Source organism: Olsenella uli (assembly GCF_901212675.1).
GTDB lineage: Bacteria > Actinomycetota > Coriobacteriia > Coriobacteriales > Atopobiaceae > Parolsenella > Parolsenella uli_B.
Genome location: NZ_CAAKOQ010000045.1, coordinates 1 through 21,984, shown reverse-complemented (window position 1 = coordinate 21,984; position 21,984 = coordinate 1). Strand labels below are relative to the sequence as shown.

Here is a 21,984-nt window from a genome sequence, read left to right as displayed (position 1 = left end):
GCGGGCGCCGGCGCGGCGACCGCGGCGGGGGCCACGGGCGCGGCGGCGACGGGCGCCGGCTGGCACTCCAGTTCCACCGCCGAGCCGTCGCCCTCCTCGAGCCGCACGCGGGTGAGCCCGTGGTGCTCCATGAGGTCGGCCAGCTTGTCGATCTGCTCCATCTCCATGGCTACTCCCCCTCGAAGACGCGGAAGGCAAGCGCGGCGTTGTGGCCGCCAAAGCCCAGGTTGGTCGAGAGCGCCCAGGTGAGCTTGGCCTCGACGGCCTGGTTGGGCGTGTAGTCGAGGTCGCAGTCGGGGTCGGGCGTGTGGTAGTTGATGGTGGGCGGCACCACGCCGTCCTGGAGCGCCAGCGCGCAGGCCATGGCCTCCACGGCGCCGGTGGCCCCGATCATGTGGCCCGTCATCGACTTGGTGGACGAGACGTGCGCGGCGCGGGCCGCGGCCTCGCCCAGGGCCTTCTTGAGGCCGAGCGTCTCGCAGGCGTCGTTGAGCTTGGTGGAGGTGCCGTGGGCGTTCACGTAGAGGCCCTCCTCCGGCTTGAGCGCGGCCTCGCGGGCGGCCTCGCGAATGGCGCGGGTGATACCCGTGGCCTCGGGGTCGGGGCTCGTGATGTGGTAGGCGTCGGCCGTGTTGCCAAAGCCCGCCACCTCGGCGTAGATATGCGCCCCGCGCGAGCGGGCGTGCTCGAGCTCCTCGAGCACCAGCACGCAGGCGCCCTCGCCCATCACGAAGCCGTCGCGGTCGGCGTCGAAGGGGCGGCAGGCCGTCGTGGGGTCGGGATTCTTGGTGAGTGCGCGGCAGTTGGTGAAGCCGGCGATGGAGGACGGGATGATGGCGGCCTCGGTGCCGCCGGCAAGGATGGCGTCGGCATAGCCGTGCTTGATGGCGCGGAACGCCTCGCCCACGGTGTGCGCGGAGGTGGCGCAGGCCGTGACCACCGGCAGCGTGGGGCCAAAGGCCTTGTGGCGGATCGAGATCGCGCCCGAGGCCATGTTGGGGATCATCATGGGCACCATGAAGGGCGAGGCCTTGCGCGGGCCGTCCTCGTGCACCTTTATGACGTTCTCGGCGAACGTGGCGATGCCGCCGATGCCCGAGCCCACGTACACGCCCAGGCGGTCGTGGTCGATGGCGCCCTCGGCGTCGAGACCGGCGTCGGCCACGGCCTCGTCGGAGGCCACGAGCGCGTACTGCACGTTGAGGTCGTTGTGGCGGGCCTCGCCCTTGCCGAGGAGCTCGGCGCCGTCAAAGCCCTTGACCTCGGCCGCCACCGTCACCTTGTAGTCGGTGGTGTCGAAGCGCGTGATGGTGTTGACGCCGCAGACGCCCTCCTTGAGGGCCTGCCAGGTGTCGCGCGCCGTGTTGCCGACGGGCGTCACGGCGCCCATGCCGGTGATGACTACCCTGCGTTCCATTCCTGCTCCCTACATGTCGATTCCGCCGTCGACCCTGATGACGGTGCCCGTGACGTAGGCGGCGGCGTCCGAGACCAGGAATCGGATGGTGTTGGCAACGTCCTCGGGCCTGCCGAGGTGGCCGAGGGGAATCTGCTTGTCGTAGCCCTCGCGCACGGCCTCAGGCAGGACGGCCGTCATGTCCGTCTCGATGAAGCCGGGGGCCACGGCGTTGGACGTGACGTTCCTGCTGGCAAGCTCGCGGGCGACGGACTTGGTGAGGCCGATGACGCCGGCCTTGGAGCTCGCGTAGTTGGCCTGGCCGGCGTTGCCCATGAGGCCCACGACCGAGCTCACGTTGACGATGCGGCCGCCGCGCTGGCGCATGAAGGTCCTCGAGAGGGCGCGCACCATGTGGAAGGCGCCCTTGAGGTTCACGTCGATGACGCGATCGAAGTCGTCGTCGCTCATGCGCGCGATGAGGCCGTCGCGCGTGATGCCCGCGTCGTTCACGAGGGCCCACACGTGGCCAAAGTCAGCGAGCACCTGCTTGACGGCCTCGTTCACGGCGTCGGCGCTCGAGACGTCGCACTTGTAGGCGCGTGCCGTGGCGCCGGCGGCCTCGAGGTCGGCCACGGTCTTGGCCGCGGCCTCGGCGTTGCCCGCGTACACCACGGCCACGTCGAAGCCGTCGGCCGCGAGGGCAAGCGAGGTGGCACGGCCGATGCCGCGCGAGCCGCCCGTGACGAGCGCCACGCGACGGGAGGCGTCGCGCTCGATGGTTCCGCTCTTGAGCTCTGCCATCACTGCTCCTTCTCGCCGGCGGCGCCGGCATCGTCTGTCCCGGCCGCGGCCAGGGCGGCCGCGAGCTGCTCGGGGGTCTCGCACGGAAGCGCGACGACGCCCTTGAGCGTGCGGCTCACGAGGCCCGTGAGGGTCTTGCCGGGGCCGACCTCGATGAACGTGTCGACGCCCATGTCGCGCAGGCACTCCAGCGTGCGCACCCACTGCACCGGGCTCGAGACCTGGCTCGAGAGCAGGCGGGCGCGCTCGCCCACGGCGTCGGCCGCCTCGGGGTAGGCCTCGCCGGTGGCGTTGGCGATGACGGGCAGCTCGGGCGCCCCCGGCAGGCCCGCCTCGGCGAGGCAGGCCGCGAGGCCCTCGGAGGCCTCGGCCATGAGCGGGCTGTGGAAGGCCCCGGAGACGGCCAGCGCGCGGGAGCGGCCGCCCGCGTCGCGCACGAGCGCGTCGAGGCGCTCGAGGCTCCCGGGCAGGCCCGCGACCACGGTCTGCTGCGGGCTGTTGAAGTTGACGGGCCAGGCGTCACCCGCCTCGGCGGCAAGGCAGCGCACCGTCTCGGCGTCGAGCTTGAGCACCGCGCGCATGGAGCCGGGGTGCTCGTGGGCGGCCTTGTCCATGAGATCGGCGCGCACGCACACGAGCCGCATGGCCTCCTCGTCGGTGAGGGCGCCGGCAAAGGCAAGCGCGGCCACCTCGCCCAGCGAGAAGCCAGCCACGGCCGCCGGCCTCACGCCGTGCGCGGCAAGCGCGCGGGCGCAGGCGAGGTCTGCGGCAAAGACGCACGGCTGGGTGTTGGCCGTCTGGCGCAGCTCCTCGGCAGTGCCGGAGAAGCACTGCTCGGAGGTGCCGGGACGCACCGCGTCGGCCAGCTCGAAGACGGCCTGGGCGGCGGGCTCGGCCTGGGCCAGCTCGTGGCACATGCCAGGCCTCTGGGCCCCCTGCCCGGCAAAGAGGATGGCTACCTTACCCACTTGGTAGCCTCCTTGAGCACGTGCTCGGCGCCGTCCATGAGGTCGTCCACGATGGCGGCGGCGGGCTCGCGCTTGGTCACCATGCCGGCGATCTGGCCACACAGGAAGCTGCCGTGCTCGTAGTCGCCCTCCTTGGCCGCCTTGCGCAGGGCGCCGGTGCCCAGCTCGTTGAGCTCCTGCTCGCTGGCGCCCTCCTTCTCCAGGCGGGCGTACTCGTTGGAGAAGGGCGTCTTGAGGCAGCGCACGGGGTGACCGAACTTGCGGCCCGTGGCGACGGTGGAGATGTCCTTGGCCTTGAGCACGCGGTCCTTGTACTCGTCGGAGACGGTGCACTCGTCGGCCACGAGGAAGCGGGTGCCCACCTGGACGCCCTGGGCGCCCAGCATGAACGCGGCCGCCACGCCGCGGCCGTCGGCGATGCCGCCCGCGGCGACCACCGGGATGTCGACCGCGTCGGCCACCTGCGGCACGAGCGCCATGGTGCTCGTCTCGCCGATGTGGCCGCCGCTCTCGGTGCCCTCGGCCACCACGGCCGTGGCACCGGCGCGCTGCATGAGCCTCGCGAGACCCACGGAGGCGACCACGGGAACCACCTTGATGTCGGCGGCAGCCCAGTCCTTCATGTACTTGGCGGGGTTGCCGGCGCCCGTGACCACAACGGGCACGTGCTCCTCGGCAACCACCTGGGCGACCTCGTCGGCAAACGGGCTCATGAGCATGACGTTCACGCCGAAGGGCCTGTCGGTGGCCTCGCGCAGCTCGCGAATCTGGCCGCGCACCCACTCGGCGTTGGCGTTCATGGCCGCGATGATGCCCAGGCCGCCCGCCTTGGAGACAGCGCTCGCAAGGCTGGCGTCCGCGATCCAGGCCATGCCGCCCTGGAAGACCGGCTTCTCGATGCCAAGGGCATCGCACAGGGGAGTGTGGATCATGGCTACTTCTCCAGAAGGCTGTCGACCATGTCGACGAACTCGCCGACCGTGGTGGGGTTGGCGTCCGCGTCGACCTCGATGCCAAACTCGTCCTCGCACGCCATGACGGCCTCGACGGTGGCAAGGCTGTCCAGGCCCACCTCGGCGAGCTTGGTGTCGCGCGTGAGCTCCACGTCGTCGAGGCCATCCTGCTCGTGAAGGATCTTGACTACACGGTCGAAGGTGCTCTCTTCTGCCATTTCCCTGATCTCCTTCTCTTGGCGCCGTCTGGCGCGTTGGGTGACTATGTGACGCTGCGCGGGGCTCCGTGCGCCGCCGCGCCGGGCTTGCTGCGGGGCCGGGCAGGTCCGGCCAGGGTACCCCGGAGGCCGCTAGGTGCCGGAGCCCCACCTGAGCAGGCACGACCCCACGCTGAGGCCACCGCCGTAGCCCACGAGGGCTACCAGCTGGCCGTCCTCGACGCTGCCCGCGCGGACGAGCCGGTCGAGCGCGAGCGGGATGCAGGCGCTCGAGAGGTTGCCCGTCTCGGCGAGGGTCCGCGCCACGCGGGCGTCCTCGATGCCGAGGCGCTGCACCGCGGCGCCCAGTATGCGCTCGTTTGCCTGGTGGAAGACGAAGTGGTCGATGTCCGCGGGCTCGACGTGGGCGTCCGCGCACATCTGGCGCACGCCGTCCACGATGGCGTTGACGGCGAACTTGAAGACGCGGCGCCCGTCCATGGAGAACGTGCTGGCGGGCCGCTCCGTCTCGTCGAAGGGGCTCGTGCCCGCGAGACCGGGGATGTCGATGGTCACGGCGTCCGGGCGCGTCTCGAGGCGAAGGCTCAGCAAGCCCCTACCCTCGCCCAGCACGGCCGCCGCCGCGCCGTCGCCAAAGAGCACGCAGGAGGCCCGGTCGGACCAGTCGAGCACGCGGCTCATCTTCTCGGCGGAGACGACCAGCACCCGGCGGGCGCGGCCGCGTGCAAACCAGCCGTCTGCCACGTCGAGGCCAAAGACGAACCCCGCGCACGCTGCGGAGACGTCCAGGCAGGGGCAGCTCGCCCCCAGGGCCTCGGCCACCGCGCAGGCCTCGCCCGGCATGATGTGGTCTGCCGTCGTGGTGCTGCATACCACGAGGTCAAGCTCGCTCGCCGCCACACCCGCCGACGCAAGGGCCTCTCGGGCCGCGGGCTCGGCCAGCTCGTCGAGCGTCTCAGTGGTGCAGAGCCTCCGGCTACGGATGCCCGTGCGGGCGCTGATCCACTCGTCGGACGTGTCGAGAAATCCCGACAGCTCACCGTTCGTGACGGACCGCGCGGGCAGCGCCGAGCCCGTTCCCAGGATGCGGAACGACACCTATGCCTCCCTTGCCTGCGCGTAGAAGTCGTCGAGGCGGCGCACACCCTTGAGCAGGACCTCGCGTTCCTCGGGGGTCATGTCGCCGGCGACGGCCTCGGCCATGCGCCGGTGGAAGATCGCGTGCAGGCGATACACGAGCTCGCCGGCGCGCGTGAGCGTCACGTTGACGCAGCGCGCGTCCCGGGTGCTGCGCGCCTTGGCGAGGAACCCCTTCGCGACGAGACGGTTGACCGTGGCCGTGGCGCTTGGGCGACGAACGCCCGCGGCTTCCGCAATCTCCGAGACTGTGAGCTCGCCCGTGCCGTGGAGCGTGACGCGGCCGACGATGTCGATGAGGCGGCTCTCGGCAATGGAGACATCGAGCCCGTGGGTGTCGTGGAGCATCTTGCTCTCGATGGCGTCGATGGAGCCGTAGGTGGAGACGAGCAGGTCGCTCAGTTCCGTGGCAAACGAGGCGCCCACCGAGCTCAGGACCTGGTGCGTGGCGCGCTGGCCCGAGCTGTACCGCCTCGCAGGGGCCTGCATGGCCACACCGCCTTGCTGTGTCGAGGGCATGCGCGCCTCCCCGCCGTCTCGTCTGCGCTCGTGACCGCGGGCGAGGCACGATGACATGCTCGCGAGGGCGGTCGCTCAATATCATTAGTTAGGCTAACTAACTATATTCATCGGATGCGGGCGTCTGGCCCCGCATCCAAAGATGAGGCCTTCGCCATAGAGTCTCCACGTTTTGGAACCCAATGGCACGCTCACCGAGCAAGAAGCGTCACTCACGAATCTCTCGGCGCACGCCGACAGGGCCATCCCCGCCCGCAACGCCCCGCCCATCCCGGGCGTTCCGCACGTGGAACGCACCCCATCCAGACGCCCCGCCCCACGACACGTCCCATCAAAAACAAAAATGCCCGGCACCCCCTCGCGAAGGTGCCGGGCATCCCAAGAGCGCGATGCAGGCGACGAACCTACTCCTCGACCAGCTCGAACTCGTCGGGGCCCACGCCGCAGACGGGGCACACGTAGTCCTCGGGCAGCTCGGGCGTGTCAACGGTAACCTCGTAGCCGCAGACGAGGCAGCGGAACGTGTAGGTCTTCTTCTCCTCAGCCATGGAAACCTCCAAAGATAGACGGCGCGTTCCCCAACGCGCCTCGGCGGCCCTCTCCTGAGCCGCCACCCTCATGAGCATATGGCATCGGCCTTGGAATGCAATGGCCTTTTGGAGAAGGCGCGGCCACAAAAACGGGGCGCGGACGCCTCATCGACGGTTCCGTTCCTTAAGCGCACGGGCGATCTCGCGGTCGGAGTCGCGCTTGGCCATGTCGGCACGCTTGTCGTAGAGCTTCTTGCCACGCCCAAGCCCGATGACCATCTTCACGCGGTTGTGCTCGTCGAAGTAGAGCTCGAGTGGCACGAGCGCCATGCCCTTGGTGCGTAGCTTTCCGTCCAGGTAGTCGATCTGCCGACGGTGCAGCAGGAGCTTGCGCTTGCGGTCGGAGTCCACGTTGAAGATGGTCCCGTGCGAGAACGGGTGGATGTGCACGCCATGCAGCCAGCACTCGCCGTTGCGGATGAGGCAGAACGCGTCCGTGATCTGGCACGGGCGCTCGCGCAGGCTGCGCACCTCGGTGCCCTTGAGCACGACGCCCGCCTCGAACGTCTCCTCGATGGAGTACTCGTGGCGCGCCGAGCGGTTGCGGGCAAGCGTCTTGCGCTCGCGCTTCTTAGGCGTCGGCATCCGGCTCGCCCTCCCCCGCGCCAGAAGCGACGTCGCGGTCGGCGTCGCGAATGAGCTCGAGCAGGGCCTTCACGGCAGGCGCCCCCACAAGGTCGCGGGCGCGCACGGTGAGCGTCGTGGCCAGGTTGCGGTCGCCCGAGGAGGCCGCGTCGGTGGCGCACATGAGCAGCGTGAGCGCGATCTCGGCGTTGGCGCCGTCGGGGATGCCCTCCTCGCCGAGAAGCTCCTGGGCCCTGTCGTCGGAGAGCGAGTCGGGATCGGCCGGCGTGCCCTTCGTGCGGGCAAGCAGGTCGCTCAGCACGGAGTCGGGCATGTCGAGCCTGCGCGCGCAGCGAAGCGCGGCGGCGGCCAGGGTGTCGCGCCCGGTGTCGAGGTAGTGGCGGGCAAAGTTGCAGAAGGCCCGTACGAGGTGGCGCGCGTCGCTCGCGCGCTCGAACACCGAGTATGAGAGTGCCAGGTACTCGTTGAGGTCACCGTTGGTGCGGAAGAGCTCGGCCAGGTCCAGGCGGGCGCCGCAGTCCATCGGGTCCCAGCGCACGGCCTGCTTGAGCGCTTCCGTGGCAGCGGCGTAGTCGCCCTCGTGCACGAGCGCCTGCGCAAGGTCAACGTACAGGCGGTCGAGCGGCTCGCCCACGTCGCGCAGCTCGCGCGGGTCCTTCTCGACGCGGCGGTAGGCCAGGCGCTCGAAGATGGTGGGGAAGCTGAACCACTGCACCTCGTCGGTGGTGGGGCAGTTGCGCGAGACGTACTCCTCGGCATCGGCCGCCAGACGCTCGAGCAGCTCGACCGCCGGCTCGACGTCGCCCGTCGACAGCAGCATCTCCGCGGTCGTGAGCGAGTCTTCCATCTCGGTGCGCCTCTGCATGTGCCTGTCCTCTCGATTCCCCGCGAGCCCGTCGCGGGCATAACTCCCGAACCCATAAGTATGCCCCAAGCCGGGACGATCCGCGACCGGGTGCGACCACTCCTCGCCCGCGCGGCCCGCCATTGGCAGCCGCCACGCGCCGCGGCGCGCCTGCGGCCTACGCCAGCCTGAAGTCGATGCGCCCGCGCGCCGGGTCGCAGCCCGCCACCACCACGGCCACCCGCTGTCCCAGCCGCCAGCGCTTGCCCGTGGCCTCGCCCGTGAGGCTCAGCGTGTCCTCGTCGTACGAGAACCACTCCTCGCCAAGCGCCCGCACCGGCAGCATGCCCTCGGCGCACGTCTCGTCCAGGCGCACGAAGAGGCCAAAGCGCTCGCAGCCCACCACGATGCCCGAGAAGCTCTCGCCCACCCTGCCCTCGTAGAGCTCGGCCATCTTGATGCGCTGGCTTTCCTTGGCGGCCGCGTCGGCGGTGCGCTCGCGCTCCGAGCAGCCGCGGCACAGCTGCGGCATGATGCGCTGCGCCTCCGAGCGGGCGCGCACGTCAAAGCCGGCGTCCCCTCCCATGCCGAGCAGCGCCTTGAGCGCGCGGTGCACGCACATGTCGGGGTAGCGGCGGATCGGCGAGGTGAAGTGGCAGTAGGCCTTGGCGCCCAGCGCGTAGTGCCCGTCGTTTCTCGGCAGGTAGATGGCCCGCTTCATGGCACGCAGGAGCATCGTGTTGGCGGGGTACTCGCCGCTCGTGCCATCGGCGCGCGCAAGCACGTCCTGGATGCAGAAGGGGTCGCCGGCCCGCAGCCGCTCCGCCTCGCCCGCACGCAGGAGGTCAAGCTCGCGCAGCGCCGGGATGGTGGCGCCCAGCGAGTCGGGCGAGGGCTGCTCGTGCACGCGAAACGCCGCCGGTAGGTCGTCCTCCCTGCCCGCGAGCTTGGCGGCGACCGCCTCGTTGGCCACGAGCATGGCCTCCTCCACGAGCGAGGTCGCCGGGGTGCGCTTGCGAACGCTCACCCCCGTCGGCCGTCCCGCCCCGTCGAGCAGCACCTTCGCCTCGACGCTCTCAAAGTCCACCGCCCCGCGACAGCGGCGCACCTCGCGCCTGAGCTCGCCCAGACGCGCCAGGTCGCGAAGCATCCGCGCGATGGCCTCGGGGTCGACGCCCTCCTCGCACGCGAGCGCGTCGGTGCCGGCCTCGCCCGCGAGCACCGCGTCGACCGTGCCGTAGTCGAGCCGCGCCCGCGACCGGATTGCCGAGGCATACGCCCGACTCGAGAGCACCTCGCCGTGCGCGTCCAGCTCCACCAGCACGCTCATGGCCAGCCGGTCCTGGCCGGGCACGAGCGAGCAGACGTCGTTGCAGAGCCGCTCGGGCAGCATGGGCAGCACGCGGTCCACGAGATAGGCCGAGCAGGTGCGCTCGCGCGCCTCGATGTCGATGGGCGAGTCCCAGCGCACGTAGTGTGTGACGTCGGCGATGTGCACGCCCAGAAGCCACCCGCCAGCGGCCGTGCGCTCGCACGAGACCGCGTCGTCGAAGTCTCGCGCCGTGGTCGGGTCCACCGTCACGCACACGATGTCGCGCAGGTCCTTGCGCTTGCGCTCGGCGGCGAGCGTCGCCACCACGTCTGCGTGGATGCCCTCGGCCTGGGCCAGCGCCTCGGGGCCAAAGTGCGCGGGCAGGTCGTAGCTCGCGATGATACGCTCGATGGGGATGTCCAGCCCGTCCGGCGAGCCCAGCCGGCGCGCCACCGTGACCACGCCCGCCTCGCGGAGCGACGGGTAGGTGAGGATGCGCGCCACCACGACGTCGCCCTCGCGCACGCCAAGGCGCTCGGCGCTCGCGTCGTCGGGCAGCACGAAGAAGTCGCGGCGGATGCGCTCGTCCAGGGGCACCACGGCGCCAAGCGGTCCTGCCGCGCCAAACGTGCCCACGAAGCTCCGGTGCGCGCGGCTCACCACCGTCTGCACCTGCGCCTGCGGCTCGCCCGGCCCGCGACGGGCCAGCGTCACGCGAACCACGTCGCCGCTCATGCCCTCGCGCAGGCCGCCCTTGGCAACGAGGAACGTGCCCTCCTCCGTCACCACGGAGGCGGAGCCGGGACGCGCCACGCGCAGCACGCCCTCGAGCGCGACGTGCCTCGTGCGCGTGGGTCCGTGGTGGCGAGCCTCGAACTTGGACCTTCGACCCCTCTTGGCCATGGGCCTCCCTTCCGAGCCTCGCCGTCCCGTCAGCTTTCCGATCCTGCAACCCCACTGGCTGGATACCCCTTTGGGACCACCCAGCGACACGGCCCTTATCGAGACAAGAAAAAAGCCGGGACGCGCAGGCGCCCCGGCCAAGCCGACTAGACCTTGAGGTAGCGACGCATCGCTATCGCCGAGCCAAACAGGCCGATTATCAGGCCCATGCCCACCAGCAGGCCGTACGTGGAGAGCGTGGCCTTGAGCGGGATGCTGAAGTTGAGGAACGTCATGCGCGCGGCCAGCTCCGGCAGGCCAAAGCGCCTGATGGCCTCGAGCGCCGCGATGGCAAACGCCGAGCCGATGACGGCCTGGAGCACACCCTCCATGATGAAGGGCCCGCGGATGAAGCCGTTCGACGCACCCACGAGGCGCTGGATCGCGATCTCGCGGCGACGCGACGAGATGGAGAGGCGAATCGTGTTGTTGATGAACACGAACGCCACGAACGTGAGCAGCGCGACGAGCACGAGCGTGATGACGCGGATCCAGTTGGTCACCGTGAAGAGGCGCTCGACCGTGCCCTGACCGTACTGGATCTCGTCGGCCGGGCTGGTCTGTGAGCCGTCGTCGTTGGTAGTGATGTCGGCCACCCTGGCGAAGTCGGCGTCGGAGCCCAGGCGCTGGGCCACGCCCTCGACGTCCTGCGGGTCGTGGAGCTTGATGACGAGCGACGCCGGGATGGGGTTCTTGCCGTCAAGCGCCTGCACCGCGTTGGGCGCGTTCTTGTTGGTCATGGTGTCGCGGTACTCCGCCAGGGCCTCGTCCTTGGTCTTGAACGCGACCGACTCGACCTCGCCCCAGCCCTCGATCTTGGTCTGGAGCGCGTTGATGTCGTCTTCGCTCGCGCTGTCGGAGACGAACGCCTGGATGGTGACCTGGTCCTCCACGGTGCCCACCATGCCGTCGAGCAGCACGGAGCCCATGGCAAACAGGCCGATGATGAACAGCGACAGGAAGATCGTGACGACGGCGCCAAACGTGGTGGAGCCGTTGCGCACGAAGTGATGTCCGGCCTCGCGAATCGAGTAGCCGATGTTAGATGGTGCCATAGTAGCCGTAGCCTCCCCTCTCCTGGTCTCGCACGACGTGGCCCGTCTCGAGCGCGATGACGCGCTTGCGCATGGAGTCGACCATCTCGCGGTCGTGCGTCGCCATGAGGACGGTGGTGCCCGTGCGGTTGATGCGCTCGAGCAGCTTCATAATGCCCAGCGAGATCGCCGGGTCGAGGTTGCCCGTGGGCTCGTCGCACACGAGCAGCGGCGGGCGGTTCACCATGGCGCGGGCCACGGAGACGCGCTGCTGCTCACCACCGGAGAGCTGGTCGGGGTAGACGTCCATCTTCTCGCCCAGGCCCACGAGGCGAAGCACCTCGGGCACCTGCGCCTTGATGACCGAGCGCGGCTTGCCGATGCACTCGAGGGCGAAGGCCACGTTGTCAAAGATGGTCTTGTCCGGCAGCAGCTTGAAGTCCTGGAACACGCAGCCGATCTGGCGGCGCAGGTACGGGACCTTCCAGTTGCGCATGGCACCCAGGTCCTGGCCGGCAACCATGATCTTGCCGTGCGTGGGCTTGAGCTCGCGGGTGATGAGCTTGAGGAACGTCGACTTGCCCGAACCGGAGTGACCCACGAGGAAGACGAACTCGCCGGCGTAGACGTCGACATCGACGTTGTCGAGCGCGGGCTTGTTGGGCTGCGCCGGGTAGACCATCGAGACGCCCTGGAACGAGATGACGGGCGCTCCGCCATTGTTGACGCGGCTCGTGTCGGCGCCGGTCTGCTTGGTGATGGGCGCGAACGCCGTGGTGAAGCCGGCCTCGGTGGAGGGGTCGAACGTGGCGTCGGTCGAGCCTGCCTGGGAGTCCTGCGGGGCCGCCTGCTGGGACGCGGGTGCAGACTGGGCAGAGGCCGAGACCTGCTGGGCAGGACGCGCGGCAACCCTGCCGCCGGCCGGGCGACGCGTCGACGTCACCTGCGGGATGGAGCCCGTTCCCTGCGGCTGGGCGGAAGGCGCCGGGGCCTGCGAGGGGCTGGGGTTTATGGGGGGAACGCTCACCTGCGGACGCGTCCCCTGTGGTGCCGGCGCGCCCTGCGCTGCCGGCTGCGAAGAGACCTGCCCCGCATTGGCGTCGCTCGACGCCGCGGGTGCAACCTGTGGTACGTACGGAGCGGAGACCTGCGGGTTCTGCTGGGGCCCCGTACCGTCCTGTCCCTCGCTGCTGCGGAAGTGGTTGGCCACTTATTGCTCCTTTTTTCGCGCGATAGGAAGGCAGATACACGCTTCATAATACCGTACGGCAGGTAGGGAACACAGAGGCTACATGGGGCTTGAGGGTGCGTTGAGGGTCTGGGGCAAAGCCGCGGACGGGCCGGCTCGCCACCCCCATGCCATCCGCGCCGCCCGCCCGACCGGCCCACAAGCACGGCACCGTCGCGGCAAGCCGCTGGCTTCTCGCGCCCTTACTTTGCGTGCCTTACATGGACGTGCCGGCGGACTCCCTCCTTGGTGCGTGATGGGATTCTCATGGCCATGCGCCAGCACCTTACATAATCGTGCCGGCAGACTCCCTCACCCACCAGGTGAGTTGATACATCCATCCGCCCCTCCGACCGATGGATTTTCGCTTCGATGGTCACGAGGGGAGACTTACCGTGCTTCGGCAGGGCTGGAAGCCCGGCGCTTCCTGGTTTTCCGCGCCAGTATGCCCACCGTCTGCCTCAAATGGGGGACCCACAAGACAAATCGCCAGCAATCACACCGTCCCGCGGGCATACGCATGGTCTTCTCGACTCAAAAAGGCAGGGTAAATCGACCGTCGTGACCACCACTCGGAAAACCGACGACGGCAGAGGGCCTGGAGGGCAAGGGGCGGTCCGCCAGAAAGCCCAGCGGGGGCACCGGCGCTTCCATCCGTGCCAGTGCCCCCGCTGGGCTGCAGACCGCCTTCTATTATTAAGGTACTAGGCGTTCTTGACGCGCTCCCAGTCGGCGGCGAAGCTCTCGAGGCCGCGGTCGGTGAGCGGGTGGTGCACGCACTTCTTGAGGGCAGCAAACGGAACCGTCGCGATGTCGGCACCCAAGAGTGCCGCCTGGGTCACGTGGTTGGGCGTGCGCACCGAGGCGGTGATAACCTCGGGGCCGCCCTCGGCCTCCCAGTAGCCGTAGCTGTAGTTCTTAACGCAGCTCACCACGGTTTCGAGCTGCTGGATGCCGTCGTCGCCGATGTCATCGAAGCGTCCCACAAAGGGCGAGATGTAGCGGGCTCCGGCGCGGGCGGCCAGAAGCGCCTGGGGAGCGGAGAAGATGAGCGTCATGTTGACGCGGACGCCCTCGAGGGCAAGCGTGTGCGCGGCCGGCAGCGACGCCTCGCAGATGGGCAGCTTCACCACGATGTTGGGAGCGATGGCCGCCAGGCGGCGGCCCTCCTCCACCATGCCCTCGCAGGTCTCGGCCGTGGACTCGGCAGAGACGGGGATATCCTCGCAGAGCTCGCAGATCTTGGCCATGTGGGCCTCGAAGTCGGCAAGCTTGCCACCGGTCTTCGCGAAGAGGCTCGGGTTGGTCGTGACGCCAGAGAGGATGCCCCAGCTCTTGGCCTCGCGAATCTCGTCCAGGTTTGCGGTGTCGATGAAGAACTTCATGTCAATCCTTCCCGTCAGTGCGCATGTGTTGGTCGTCTGGAGCTCGGGGCCGACTCGGCCGGCCCGGCTCATCCCATGGTGACGCAAACGGGGCCACCCGGCACGCGCCAGATGGCCCCGCGACGCCCGGTCCCCCGAGAGGCCGCCGCTACTCCGCGAGCCCCTCGCTCACGGCCGCGGCAAGCTCTTCCGCCGTCGTGGCGGAGGTGATGCGCGTGCGGCTGTCCTCGTTCATGATCATCGTGACGCTGTGGGACAGCAGGTCCAGGTGCGCCGCGCCGGAATCATGCTCGCGAATGTAGAGCGCGATCACCGTGCTCGCGTCGCCGTGGTCGTAGGACGGCCAGGCGATGGGCTCGGCCAGACGAGCCACGACCACGCCGGACTTCTTCACGAAGGGTGACTTGGCGTGCGGGATGGCGAAGCCGCCGACGAAGCCCGTGGCACCAGCGCCCTCACGGTCCTGGAACGCCTTGAGCAGCGACGCCTCGTCATCGGCAAACCCCAGCTCCACGCCCTTGTGAGCCAGCTTCTCGAGCAGCACGTCCTTCGACGCGACCTTCACGCCGAGCATCACCTGGCTGGCATCCAGCTTCTGAGTCATTCTGAATCCGTCCTCGTTCTCCGGGCCTCAGCCCACACTTCCGGTCGTCATGGCGTGTCAAAAGAGTAACCCCCTGCGCCGGGCAAGAGAATAGGCGTCGTAAAAGCCCGTCGACAAGGGTTCTCGACGGATGACCCGCCGCGCGCCCTCCTGTTCGAATCTTCTGGTCTGCTACTCCTCGTCCTCCACCTCGACGGGCCTCTTGCCGCCGACGACCCAGCGATGGTAGGCCGCCACGAACGGGTCGAGGTCGCCGTCCTCCAGCACGGAGTCGACGTTGCCCGTCTCCTGGCCCGTGCGCAGGTCCTTCACCATCTGGTACGGGTAGAGCACGTAGCTCCTGATCTGGTTGCCAAAGCCAATCTCGCGCTTGGGGCCGCGCAGCTCGTCCAGGGCCTCCTCGCGCTTCTGCACCTCCAGCTCGTAGAGCTTGGAGCGCAGAATCTGCATGCACGTGGCCTTGTTCTGGATCTGGCTGCGCTCGTTCTGGCAGGTCACCACGATGCCCGTGGGCAGGTGCGTCACGCGCACGGCGGAGTCGGTGGTGTTGACGCCCTGGCCGCCGGGGCCGCTCGCGTGGTACACGTCCACGCGAACGTCGCCGGGGTCGATGTCGACCTCGATGTCATCCGGCAGCACCGGCAGCACCTCGACGCCGGCAAACGTGGTCTGGCGGCGCTTCTTGGCGTCCGTGGGCGAGATGCGCACGAGGCGATGCACACCCTGCTCGGCCCTCAGCATGCCATAGGCGTTCTTACCCGATACCGTGATGGTCGCGCGGTCGATGCCGATGACCTCGGCCGCCGGCGCATCGTTGATCGTCACCTTCCAACCGCGACGCTCGCAGTAGCGCAGGTACATGTGGAGCAGCATGCTGCACCAGTCCTGCGCCTCGAGGCCGCCCTGGCCAGGCGTGATGCTCACGATGGCGTCGCCGTGGTCAAACTCCCCTGTGAACCAGCTCGAGAGCTCCAGCTCGGAGAGGTCGCGCTCGAGCGAGGCGGCGCTTGCCTCGGCCTCGCCAAGGAGCTCGTCGTCACCCGTCTCCTCGCCAAGCTCGAAGGCTGCCTGGGCGTCGTCGAGCTTGGCGCGCGCGGCGTCGATGCCCGCCACGTCCTCCTTGGCGCGGGCGAGCTTGGCCATCGTGGCCCGGGCGGCCTCGGCGTCGTCCCAGAAGCCGGGCTCGCCGCTCTTGCGCTCAAGCTCCTCGGCAAGCGCGCGGCGCTCGTCTATGTGCAGGTAGCCCTCGACCTTCTTGAGGCGCGCGGCAAGGGCGTCGAGCTGGTCTCGCGTGATGTTGGCCACTAGCGGTTTCTCCCATGGCAGTTCTTGAACTTCTTGCCGCTGCCACAGGGGCAGGGGTCATTGCGGCCCACGCCCACGTAGGGGTCGGGATCCTCGGACTTGCGGTAGGTGTGCGGCTTGGCCTTGGAGGCCTTGGGCGTGGGCGCCAGGGGGTCGCGACGCTCCACGCGCGCGGCGTGCGCCGGGGCCTTGGCGCGCGCGCCGACGGCCAGGGTCGAACTTCCGCCGTGGTCGCCGTCGACCTCGGCCGGGCCCGAGTAGCGCGCGCCCTCCAGCGCGGAGGGAGCGGGGCGCTCCTCCGGCGTAATGGTGCGACGGATGTGCAGCATCGTGCGCAGGAAGTCCTCGTACATCGTGTCGACCAGCTGGCCAAACGCGGCATAGGCCTCCTGCTTGTACTCCACGAGCGGGTCGCGCTGGCCAAAGCCGCGCAGGCCGATGCCGGTTTTGAGGTAGTCCATCTCCTGCAGGTACGTCATCCAGCGGGTGTCGATGACGCGCAGCATCACCTGCGAGGCCAGGCGGTGCGTGATGTTCTCGCCCAGGTCCTTCATGCGGCGCTCGTACACGCCACTCACGCATTTGTCGATGGCGTCGACCACCTCGGAAGTATCGGCCTCCTTGGAGAACTTGGGCATCTCGTCCTCGCCCGTAAGGTTGGTGAGCCAGGAGCGGAGGCCCTTGAGGTCCCACTCCTCCACCGGGGTGCCCTCGGGGCAGAAACCGCGGACCTCGCGCTCGACCGTGGCGCTCGTGACCTCGCTGATGTGTTCGGTCAGATCCTTGCCGTCGAGAATCTTGTTGCGCTCCTCGTAGATGACCTGGCGCTGCTTGTTCATGACGTCGTCGTAGTCGAGGACGCTCTTGCGCATGGCGTAGTTGATCTCCTCGACCTTGCGCTGCGCGCCCTCGATGGCGCGACTGATGATCTTGTGGTTGAGCGGCATATCGGCCGGGAGGTCCCAGCGCTCCATGGCGGCCGAGATGCGGTCCATGCGGTCGGCACCGAACAGGCGCATGAGGTCGTCCTCGAGCGAGAGGTAGAACTGGGTCTCGCCCGGGTCGCCCTGACGGCCGGCACGACCACGCAGCTGGTTGTCGATGCGGCGGCTCTCGTGGCGCTCGGTGCCGATGACGCAGAGACCGCCGGCAGCCAGTACGTCCTTGCGCTCGGCCGCGCAGGTGGCCTTGGCCTTCTTGAGGGCCTCGCTCTTCTGCTCGGGCGTGGCGGTCTCGGGGTCGACGCCGGCCTGGGCAAGCATCTCGTCGGAGAGCTCGTCGGAGTTGCCGCCCAGCAGGATGTCCGTGCCACGGCCGGCCATGTTGGTTGCGATGGTGACCGCGCCCTCGCGGCCCGCCTGGGCCACGATCTGCGCCTCGCGCTCGTGGAACTTGGCGTTCAGCACCTGGTGCTTGATGCCACGCGCGTCAAGCATCTTGGAGAGGCGCTCGGAGCTCTCGATGGAGACGGTGCCCACCAAGACCGGCTGGCCCTTGGCGTGGCGCTGCTCGACGTCGTCGGCGACGGCCTTGAACTTGTAGTCGACGGTGCGGTAGATCTTGTCCTCGTGGTCGATGCGCTTGACCGGCTTGTTGGGCGGAACCTCCATCACCGGCAGCTTGTAGATCTCGCGGAACTCCGCGTCCTCGGTCATGGCGGTGCCCGTCATGCCCGAGAGCTTGTCGTAGAGGCGGAAGTAGTTCTGCAGCGTGATCGTGGCGAGCGTCTGGTTCTCCTCGCGGACGAGCACGCCCTCCTTGGCCTCCACCGCCTGGTGCAGGCCGTCCGACCAGCGACGGCCCTCCATGATGCGGCCCGTGAACTCGTCGACGATCTTGACCTCGCCGTCAATAACCACGTAGTCCTTGTCGCGGTGGAACATGTACTGCGCCTTGAGCGCCTGCTGCAGGTGGTTGGCCAGCTGGCCGGAAAGGTCGCCGTAGATGTCGGCGCCCAGGCGGGACTCGATCGTGCGCAGGCCCTGGTCGGTGGCAGCGATGGTGTGCTTGGCCTCGTCCATGATGTAGTCGCCGTCAGGCTCGGGCACGGGGCCACCCAGCGGGTCGCGCTCGGGCTCCTCGGCACGCGTGAGGCCGCGGACCGCGCGCGCGAACTCCTTGTACGTGTCAGCCGATTTGGTGCCCGCACCGGAGATGATGAGCGGCGTGCGCGCCTCGTCGACGAGGATGGAGTCCACCTCGTCGACGATCGCGTAGCGATGGCCGCGCTGCACGCGCATGTCGGCGCGAGTGACCATGTTGTCGCGCAGGTAGTCGAAGCCAAACTCGGAGTTGGTGCCGTACGTGACGTCGGCGGCGTACGCCGGTGGCTTGGCGTTGAGCGGCATGCCGTTCTGGAGCAGGCCCACCTTCATGCCCAGGAAGTCGTAGAGCTTGCCCATCCACTCGGAGTCGCGGCGGGCCAGGTAGTCGTTGACCGTGACGATGTGGACGCCCTCGCCCGTGAGCGCGTTGAGGTAGCCGGCCAGCGTGGAGACGAGCGTCTTGCCCTCGCCCGTCTTCATCTCGGCGATCATGCCACGATGCAGGGCGATGCCACCGATGACCTGGACGTCGAAGTGGCGCATGCCCAGGACGCGGTCGGACGCCTCGCGCGCCGTGGCGAACGCCTCGGGTAGGAGGTCGTCGAGCGACTCGCCGTTGGCGTGGCGCTCGCGAAGCAGGGCCGTCTGCCCGGCAAGCTCGTCGTCGGACATCTTTGCGTACGTGTCGCCAAGCGAGTTCACCTTGTCGGCGATGGACCTGAACTCGCGCAGCTCCTTGTCGGAGCCAAGGGAGAGGATCTTGGAGAAGATACCGGGCATGGCGTTCCTCTGCGGACAATAATGCGCCGGGCCGCCGGGGATGCGTCCAGGCACACAAGGGACTAGTTTGACTTTTCACTTTACCCAAAGGTAATGGAGAGCCTTGGGAGAGCCGAGCGCCCAACAGCGAAGCGTCACAAATCGTCCGAGGGTTCCGGTGCCAGCCCACGCCTGGCGTCGTCGACCGCGCCAAGCGCCCGGGCCAGGCACGCCACCACGTCCTCGCGCGTTGACGCCGCCGCACTGGCAGACTCCGCGAACCAAACGGCCTGCCGCACGTCGCGCAGCCTGAGCGCGGCCTCGGCGCCCACAAGCAGCACGTCGACGTAGCGGCGCATGAGCTCGTCGCAGCGGGCCCGGAGCCTTCCGTGCGGGTCGACGGGAGGCGCGCAGGCCCCTCCGCGAAAGGCCCCGTCCATCCTGAGACAGGCGGCCACCACCTCGTCGTCACGCAGGCTACCGCCCACCACCGAGCGCGCCAGCCCTTCGAAGCCGTCGACGTCGCAGGTCACGAGCGTCTCGTCAAGCCAGATCTGGCCCATCTCAGTTATGAGATAGCTGGCCCCGCCCGGCACCTGGCCGATCGTCTGCCTAAGGGAGCTCAGCGTCGAGTAGAGGTTCTCCCGGCCGCGGTCGTAGTCCGCCTCCGGCCAGAGGAACTCGATTGCCTCGAACCGCGTCACCACGTGCCCAGGCGTCAGGGCGAGCAGGGCCATGAGGCTCCTCGCGGTCTTGCGGCGCCATCCCTTCTCGGTGATGCGCCGCTCGCCCATGGTGAGTGTGAGGCCACCCAGGACGCAGACCTCAAGCGGCGGTGTCGCTGTCTGAGAGGCCCGGGATTCCTTCGGAGCCGGAAGGGCCCGCGGGCGGGTGCCCATCCCCTCCTGCGGGGCATCGGAATCCAGCCGAACCCTCCAGGCGCCCGGGAGCGCACGCGCCAGCATGGCCCCGCGAACGCGGTCCGCCCGCACGACAAAGGCCGCAAGCGCGGCAAGCCCCACGCGCGGGGAGACCCGACGCATCTGCTCTGTGAGCTCGCCTGTCTCGCGCTTGCCAGAGCGCCCCAGCGATGCGTGGAGCGACACGAGCGCCTGCACGTCCGAGGCGATGCCCTCGACGCCCTCATGGACGAGAGCGGCCGCCCGATGGCCCTCGCCCAGGCCGTCCAGCGCGATGCGCTCCGCCATGGTCGCGAGACAGGCGATGTCGTCCATGCCGTTCTCGGCCGCGCGCCGAAACGCCTCCCAGGCATGCACGTTCGCCTGCTGGAACGACCCGTCGGCCGCGTCCGAGAGCGAAGCCACGAGATGCAGCACCGCCAGCTCCGCCGTCTCGCCGACATCCCCCTGCCTCCCCATGACGCGCCCCAGGTCGGTGAATCCCCAGCCCTCGCCGGCCATGGCATACGCCATCTCGCGACGGAGGCGCGCGCTGTCGCCAAGCACCGGCAGACCGCCCCGCTCGAGCACGGCCTCGGCGCACGCGAGCGCCGTCTGCTCGGCCGCACTCGAGGGGTCTCCCACCAGGCAGCGCAGGGCCTCGAAGTCCAGCTGCAGCAACGCAGAGAACACGGACGGCACTCCCGGACGCTGGCAGCGCAGCTCCCGGGCGAGCATGAGCGTGCGAAAGGCCTCGAGCGACGAGCCTGAGAGCCACAGGGCGAGAGCCTGCAGGTGCGCGGCGATTGCCTGGGCCACCCTCGACCCGGACGCCTCGGCCTCCCGCACCAGGGCCTCCTCGGCACTTCCCGCCGCAAGGATTCCGGCGGCCTCCCCAGACGACGCCCGCCGGCACGCAGAGAGCAGCTCCACCTGAAGCCGCGTCAACAGCCGACGGGAGGACTCCGGCGGCCCTTCCTCCCCACCGCCCTCCTCGGCGTCTTGGGTCGTCTCCCGCCACGCGCCTCGGGCCCATCCCTTGGCGCCCACAAGGACAAGCGCCCGACGCGCGAGGTCAAACGCCGGCCCCATGCCCTTGTGGGGCTTCACGGCCTCGTCAACCAGGCGCACCAGCCCCGCATCGATGAGCTCGACCGGATACGTGAGCGCGAGGTCTCGCAGGACCAGCTCGCTGTCCGAGGCGCTTGCGACCGCACCCGCGCGAGTCAGGTCGCCCCGCTCGGCGAGAAGGATGGCAACGGCACCCCAGAATCGAGGAGAGCCCGGTGCCAGCCGAATCGCAAGGCGAACGAGACAGTCCTCGCCACAGGGGATGACGGAGAAGCTCGAGAGGCCCGACGAGATTCCAAAGATTGGGGCAGAACGAGCCGTGTCGGCAATCAGGTCGCGCGTGACCCGCAGGCCCAGGGCCTCGAGATCCTCGAAGCTTCCCGACCCAAGGGCGAGCATGGCCCCACGCATGCAGAGCTCCTCGTAGATGAGAGACGGGCGCAGTGCCTCCTCGACGAGCCCGCAGACGGACCTGTCCCATGAGGGGCCATACGGAAGGCCATCCGCACCCACCCCAGCCGAGCCAAGCGATGCCATGAGAAGCGGGATTCCATGGGTGGCACGCGCGGCAGTTCGCTCGTCAAACGGGCCAAGCAGGCCCACCCAAAGCGGAAGCTCATCCAAGCCAACGCACAGCTCGTCCGACCTCATGACATGGCAAGCAGGCAGAGTCTCAAGGACAAACTCCGCATCCGGATGCAGCACCAAGAGCACCCAGCAACCGGAGACAAGCGCAAGAGTGGCGATTGAACAAACACGAGCAAGATAGCAGTCGTCAAGGAGTCCGGAGCATTCGATGGCAAGAAATGTATCGTCCGAGGAATCCAAGGCATGCGAACCATTAGGCCTTCCACAGCCGGCAATCAACGCCTTCGCGGTTCTCCTTGCGGAGCGCAAAGACGCCTCGACGGATTCAATGTCTATGACAGCACAAGCGGTAGAGAAGCCACGCGCCTCCAACGAAGCAGTCGCGTCACAAACCAGCGTCTTGCAGCCCATGCCAGGCTCGCAGCACATGGCAAGAAAGCCGTCACGCTCAAGATGCAGGGAAATGCCCGAGACAAGTTTGAGCCTGTGCACGTGACAGTGGCCCAACCTACGAGGGCCAAAAGATCCAGAGCGGTCGACCGAATTCATGGCTCAAGCCTCCTTGGATGTCGGGGACTGAAGCCTACGGCAGACCTGCTGCAAGAAAACTCAAACGTCCAAAATGACCGGCGAACGCAGCAAGCTGAATTGTGCCCACAAACAAAACGGGAAACTGGGCAGTCGCTATATCTTATTGCGCATATCAGGTATGACAAGAAAACCCAGTAGATGGCCTATTGAGAAAAGAGGGAAAATAGGATTGAAGCCAAAAGGGCGGCCCCCGGGGTCTCCCCCCGG

The 21,984-nt window shown here is 68.6% G+C and carries 18 protein-coding genes; all 18 read right to left on the bottom strand.

The genetic code is table 11. The features are described 5' to 3' along the window. Positions 1-169: 169 nt before the first annotated feature. The 18 genes from fabF to EFAMC1_RS07725 all read right to left on the bottom strand — a co-directional run bounded on the left by fabF (position 170) and on the right by EFAMC1_RS07725 (position 21,135). Positions 170-1,417 (bottom strand): beta-ketoacyl-ACP synthase II, encoded by a 1,248-nt coding sequence (gene fabF, locus EFAMC1_RS07810; RefSeq protein WP_154053739.1) that lies wholly within the window; start codon positions 1,415-1,417, stop codon positions 170-172. Between the two features lie 9 nt (positions 1,418-1,426). Then, entirely contained in the window at positions 1,427-2,200 is a 774-nt protein-coding gene (fabG, locus tag EFAMC1_RS07805; protein ID WP_154053738.1) for a 3-oxoacyl-[acyl-carrier-protein] reductase, read from the bottom strand. Then, positions 2,200-3,168, bottom strand: coding sequence for an ACP S-malonyltransferase (locus tag EFAMC1_RS07800; protein WP_154053737.1), 969 nt, complete (start codon positions 3,166-3,168; stop codon positions 2,200-2,202). The genes fabG and EFAMC1_RS07800 overlap by 1 nt, the downstream gene beginning before the upstream one ends. Continuing rightward, on the bottom strand, positions 3,156-4,100 hold the full coding sequence (gene fabK, locus EFAMC1_RS07795; protein ID WP_154053736.1) for an enoyl-[acyl-carrier-protein] reductase FabK: 945 nt from the start codon (positions 4,098-4,100) through the stop codon (positions 3,156-3,158). Before fabK ends, EFAMC1_RS07800 begins: the two co-directional genes overlap by 13 nt. Before the next feature lie 2 nt (positions 4,101-4,102). Beyond that, positions 4,103-4,339: a phosphopantetheine-binding protein gene (locus EFAMC1_RS07790; protein WP_154053735.1), complete on the bottom strand. Its 237-nt coding sequence runs from the start codon at positions 4,337-4,339 to the stop codon at positions 4,103-4,105. A gap of 132 nt (positions 4,340-4,471) precedes the next feature. After that, positions 4,472-5,437, bottom strand: coding sequence for a beta-ketoacyl-ACP synthase III (locus EFAMC1_RS07785; protein WP_154053734.1), 966 nt, complete (start codon positions 5,435-5,437; stop codon positions 4,472-4,474). Further along, the gene (locus tag EFAMC1_RS07780) at positions 5,438-5,995 is read right to left on the bottom strand and encodes a MarR family winged helix-turn-helix transcriptional regulator (RefSeq protein ID WP_187324609.1); all 558 of its coding nucleotides are present in this window, start codon (positions 5,993-5,995) and stop codon (positions 5,438-5,440) included. It abuts the gene before it with no gap. Positions 5,996-6,399: 404 nt separating this feature from the next. Continuing rightward, the gene (locus tag EFAMC1_RS07775) at positions 6,400-6,543 is read right to left on the bottom strand and encodes a rubredoxin-like domain-containing protein (RefSeq protein WP_154053732.1); all 144 of its coding nucleotides are present in this window, start codon (positions 6,541-6,543) and stop codon (positions 6,400-6,402) included. A gap of 147 nt (positions 6,544-6,690) precedes the next feature. Then, the gene (smpB, locus tag EFAMC1_RS07770; protein ID WP_154053731.1) at positions 6,691-7,170 is read right to left on the bottom strand and encodes an SsrA-binding protein SmpB; all 480 of its coding nucleotides are present in this window, start codon (positions 7,168-7,170) and stop codon (positions 6,691-6,693) included. Beyond that, positions 7,157-8,035, bottom strand: a complete 879-nt coding sequence (locus EFAMC1_RS07765; protein WP_154053730.1) for a tetratricopeptide repeat protein — start codon at positions 8,033-8,035, stop codon at positions 7,157-7,159. Before EFAMC1_RS07765 ends, smpB begins: the two co-directional genes overlap by 14 nt. Positions 8,036-8,192: 157 nt before the next feature. Further along, positions 8,193-10,229, bottom strand: a complete 2,037-nt coding sequence (locus EFAMC1_RS07760; protein ID WP_154053729.1) for a ribonuclease R family protein — start codon at positions 10,227-10,229, stop codon at positions 8,193-8,195. 146 nt (positions 10,230-10,375) lie between these two features. Further along, entirely contained in the window at positions 10,376-11,323 is a 948-nt protein-coding gene (ftsX, locus tag EFAMC1_RS07755; protein WP_154053728.1) for a permease-like cell division protein FtsX, read from the bottom strand. After that, on the bottom strand, positions 11,310-12,512 hold the full coding sequence (ftsE, locus tag EFAMC1_RS07750) for a cell division ATP-binding protein FtsE (protein WP_154053727.1): 1,203 nt from the start codon (positions 12,510-12,512) through the stop codon (positions 11,310-11,312). The genes ftsX and ftsE overlap by 14 nt, the downstream gene beginning before the upstream one ends. 722 nt (positions 12,513-13,234) lie before the next feature. After that, a complete protein-coding gene (locus EFAMC1_RS07745) occupies positions 13,235-13,915 on the bottom strand; it encodes a transaldolase family protein (RefSeq protein WP_154053726.1) in 681 nt (226 codons plus the stop codon). A gap of 148 nt (positions 13,916-14,063) precedes the next feature. Further along, positions 14,064-14,519 carry a PTS sugar transporter subunit IIA gene (locus EFAMC1_RS07740; protein ID WP_154053725.1) on the bottom strand — a complete coding sequence of 152 codons (456 nt, stop codon included), beginning with the start codon at positions 14,517-14,519 and terminating at the stop codon, positions 14,064-14,066. 171 nt (positions 14,520-14,690) lie between these two features. After that, a complete protein-coding gene (gene prfB, locus EFAMC1_RS07735; RefSeq protein WP_154053724.1) occupies positions 14,691-15,824 on the bottom strand; it encodes a peptide chain release factor 2 in 1,134 nt (377 codons plus the stop codon). Next, positions 15,824-18,649 carry a preprotein translocase subunit SecA gene (secA, locus tag EFAMC1_RS07730; protein WP_154053723.1) on the bottom strand — a complete coding sequence of 942 codons (2,826 nt, stop codon included), beginning with the start codon at positions 18,647-18,649 and terminating at the stop codon, positions 15,824-15,826. The genes prfB and secA overlap by 1 nt, the downstream gene beginning before the upstream one ends. Positions 18,650-18,783: 134 nt before the next feature. Beyond that, the gene (locus EFAMC1_RS07725; protein ID WP_154053722.1) at positions 18,784-21,135 is read right to left on the bottom strand and encodes a hypothetical protein; all 2,352 of its coding nucleotides are present in this window, start codon (positions 21,133-21,135) and stop codon (positions 18,784-18,786) included. Between the last annotated feature and the right edge of the window lie 849 nt (positions 21,136-21,984).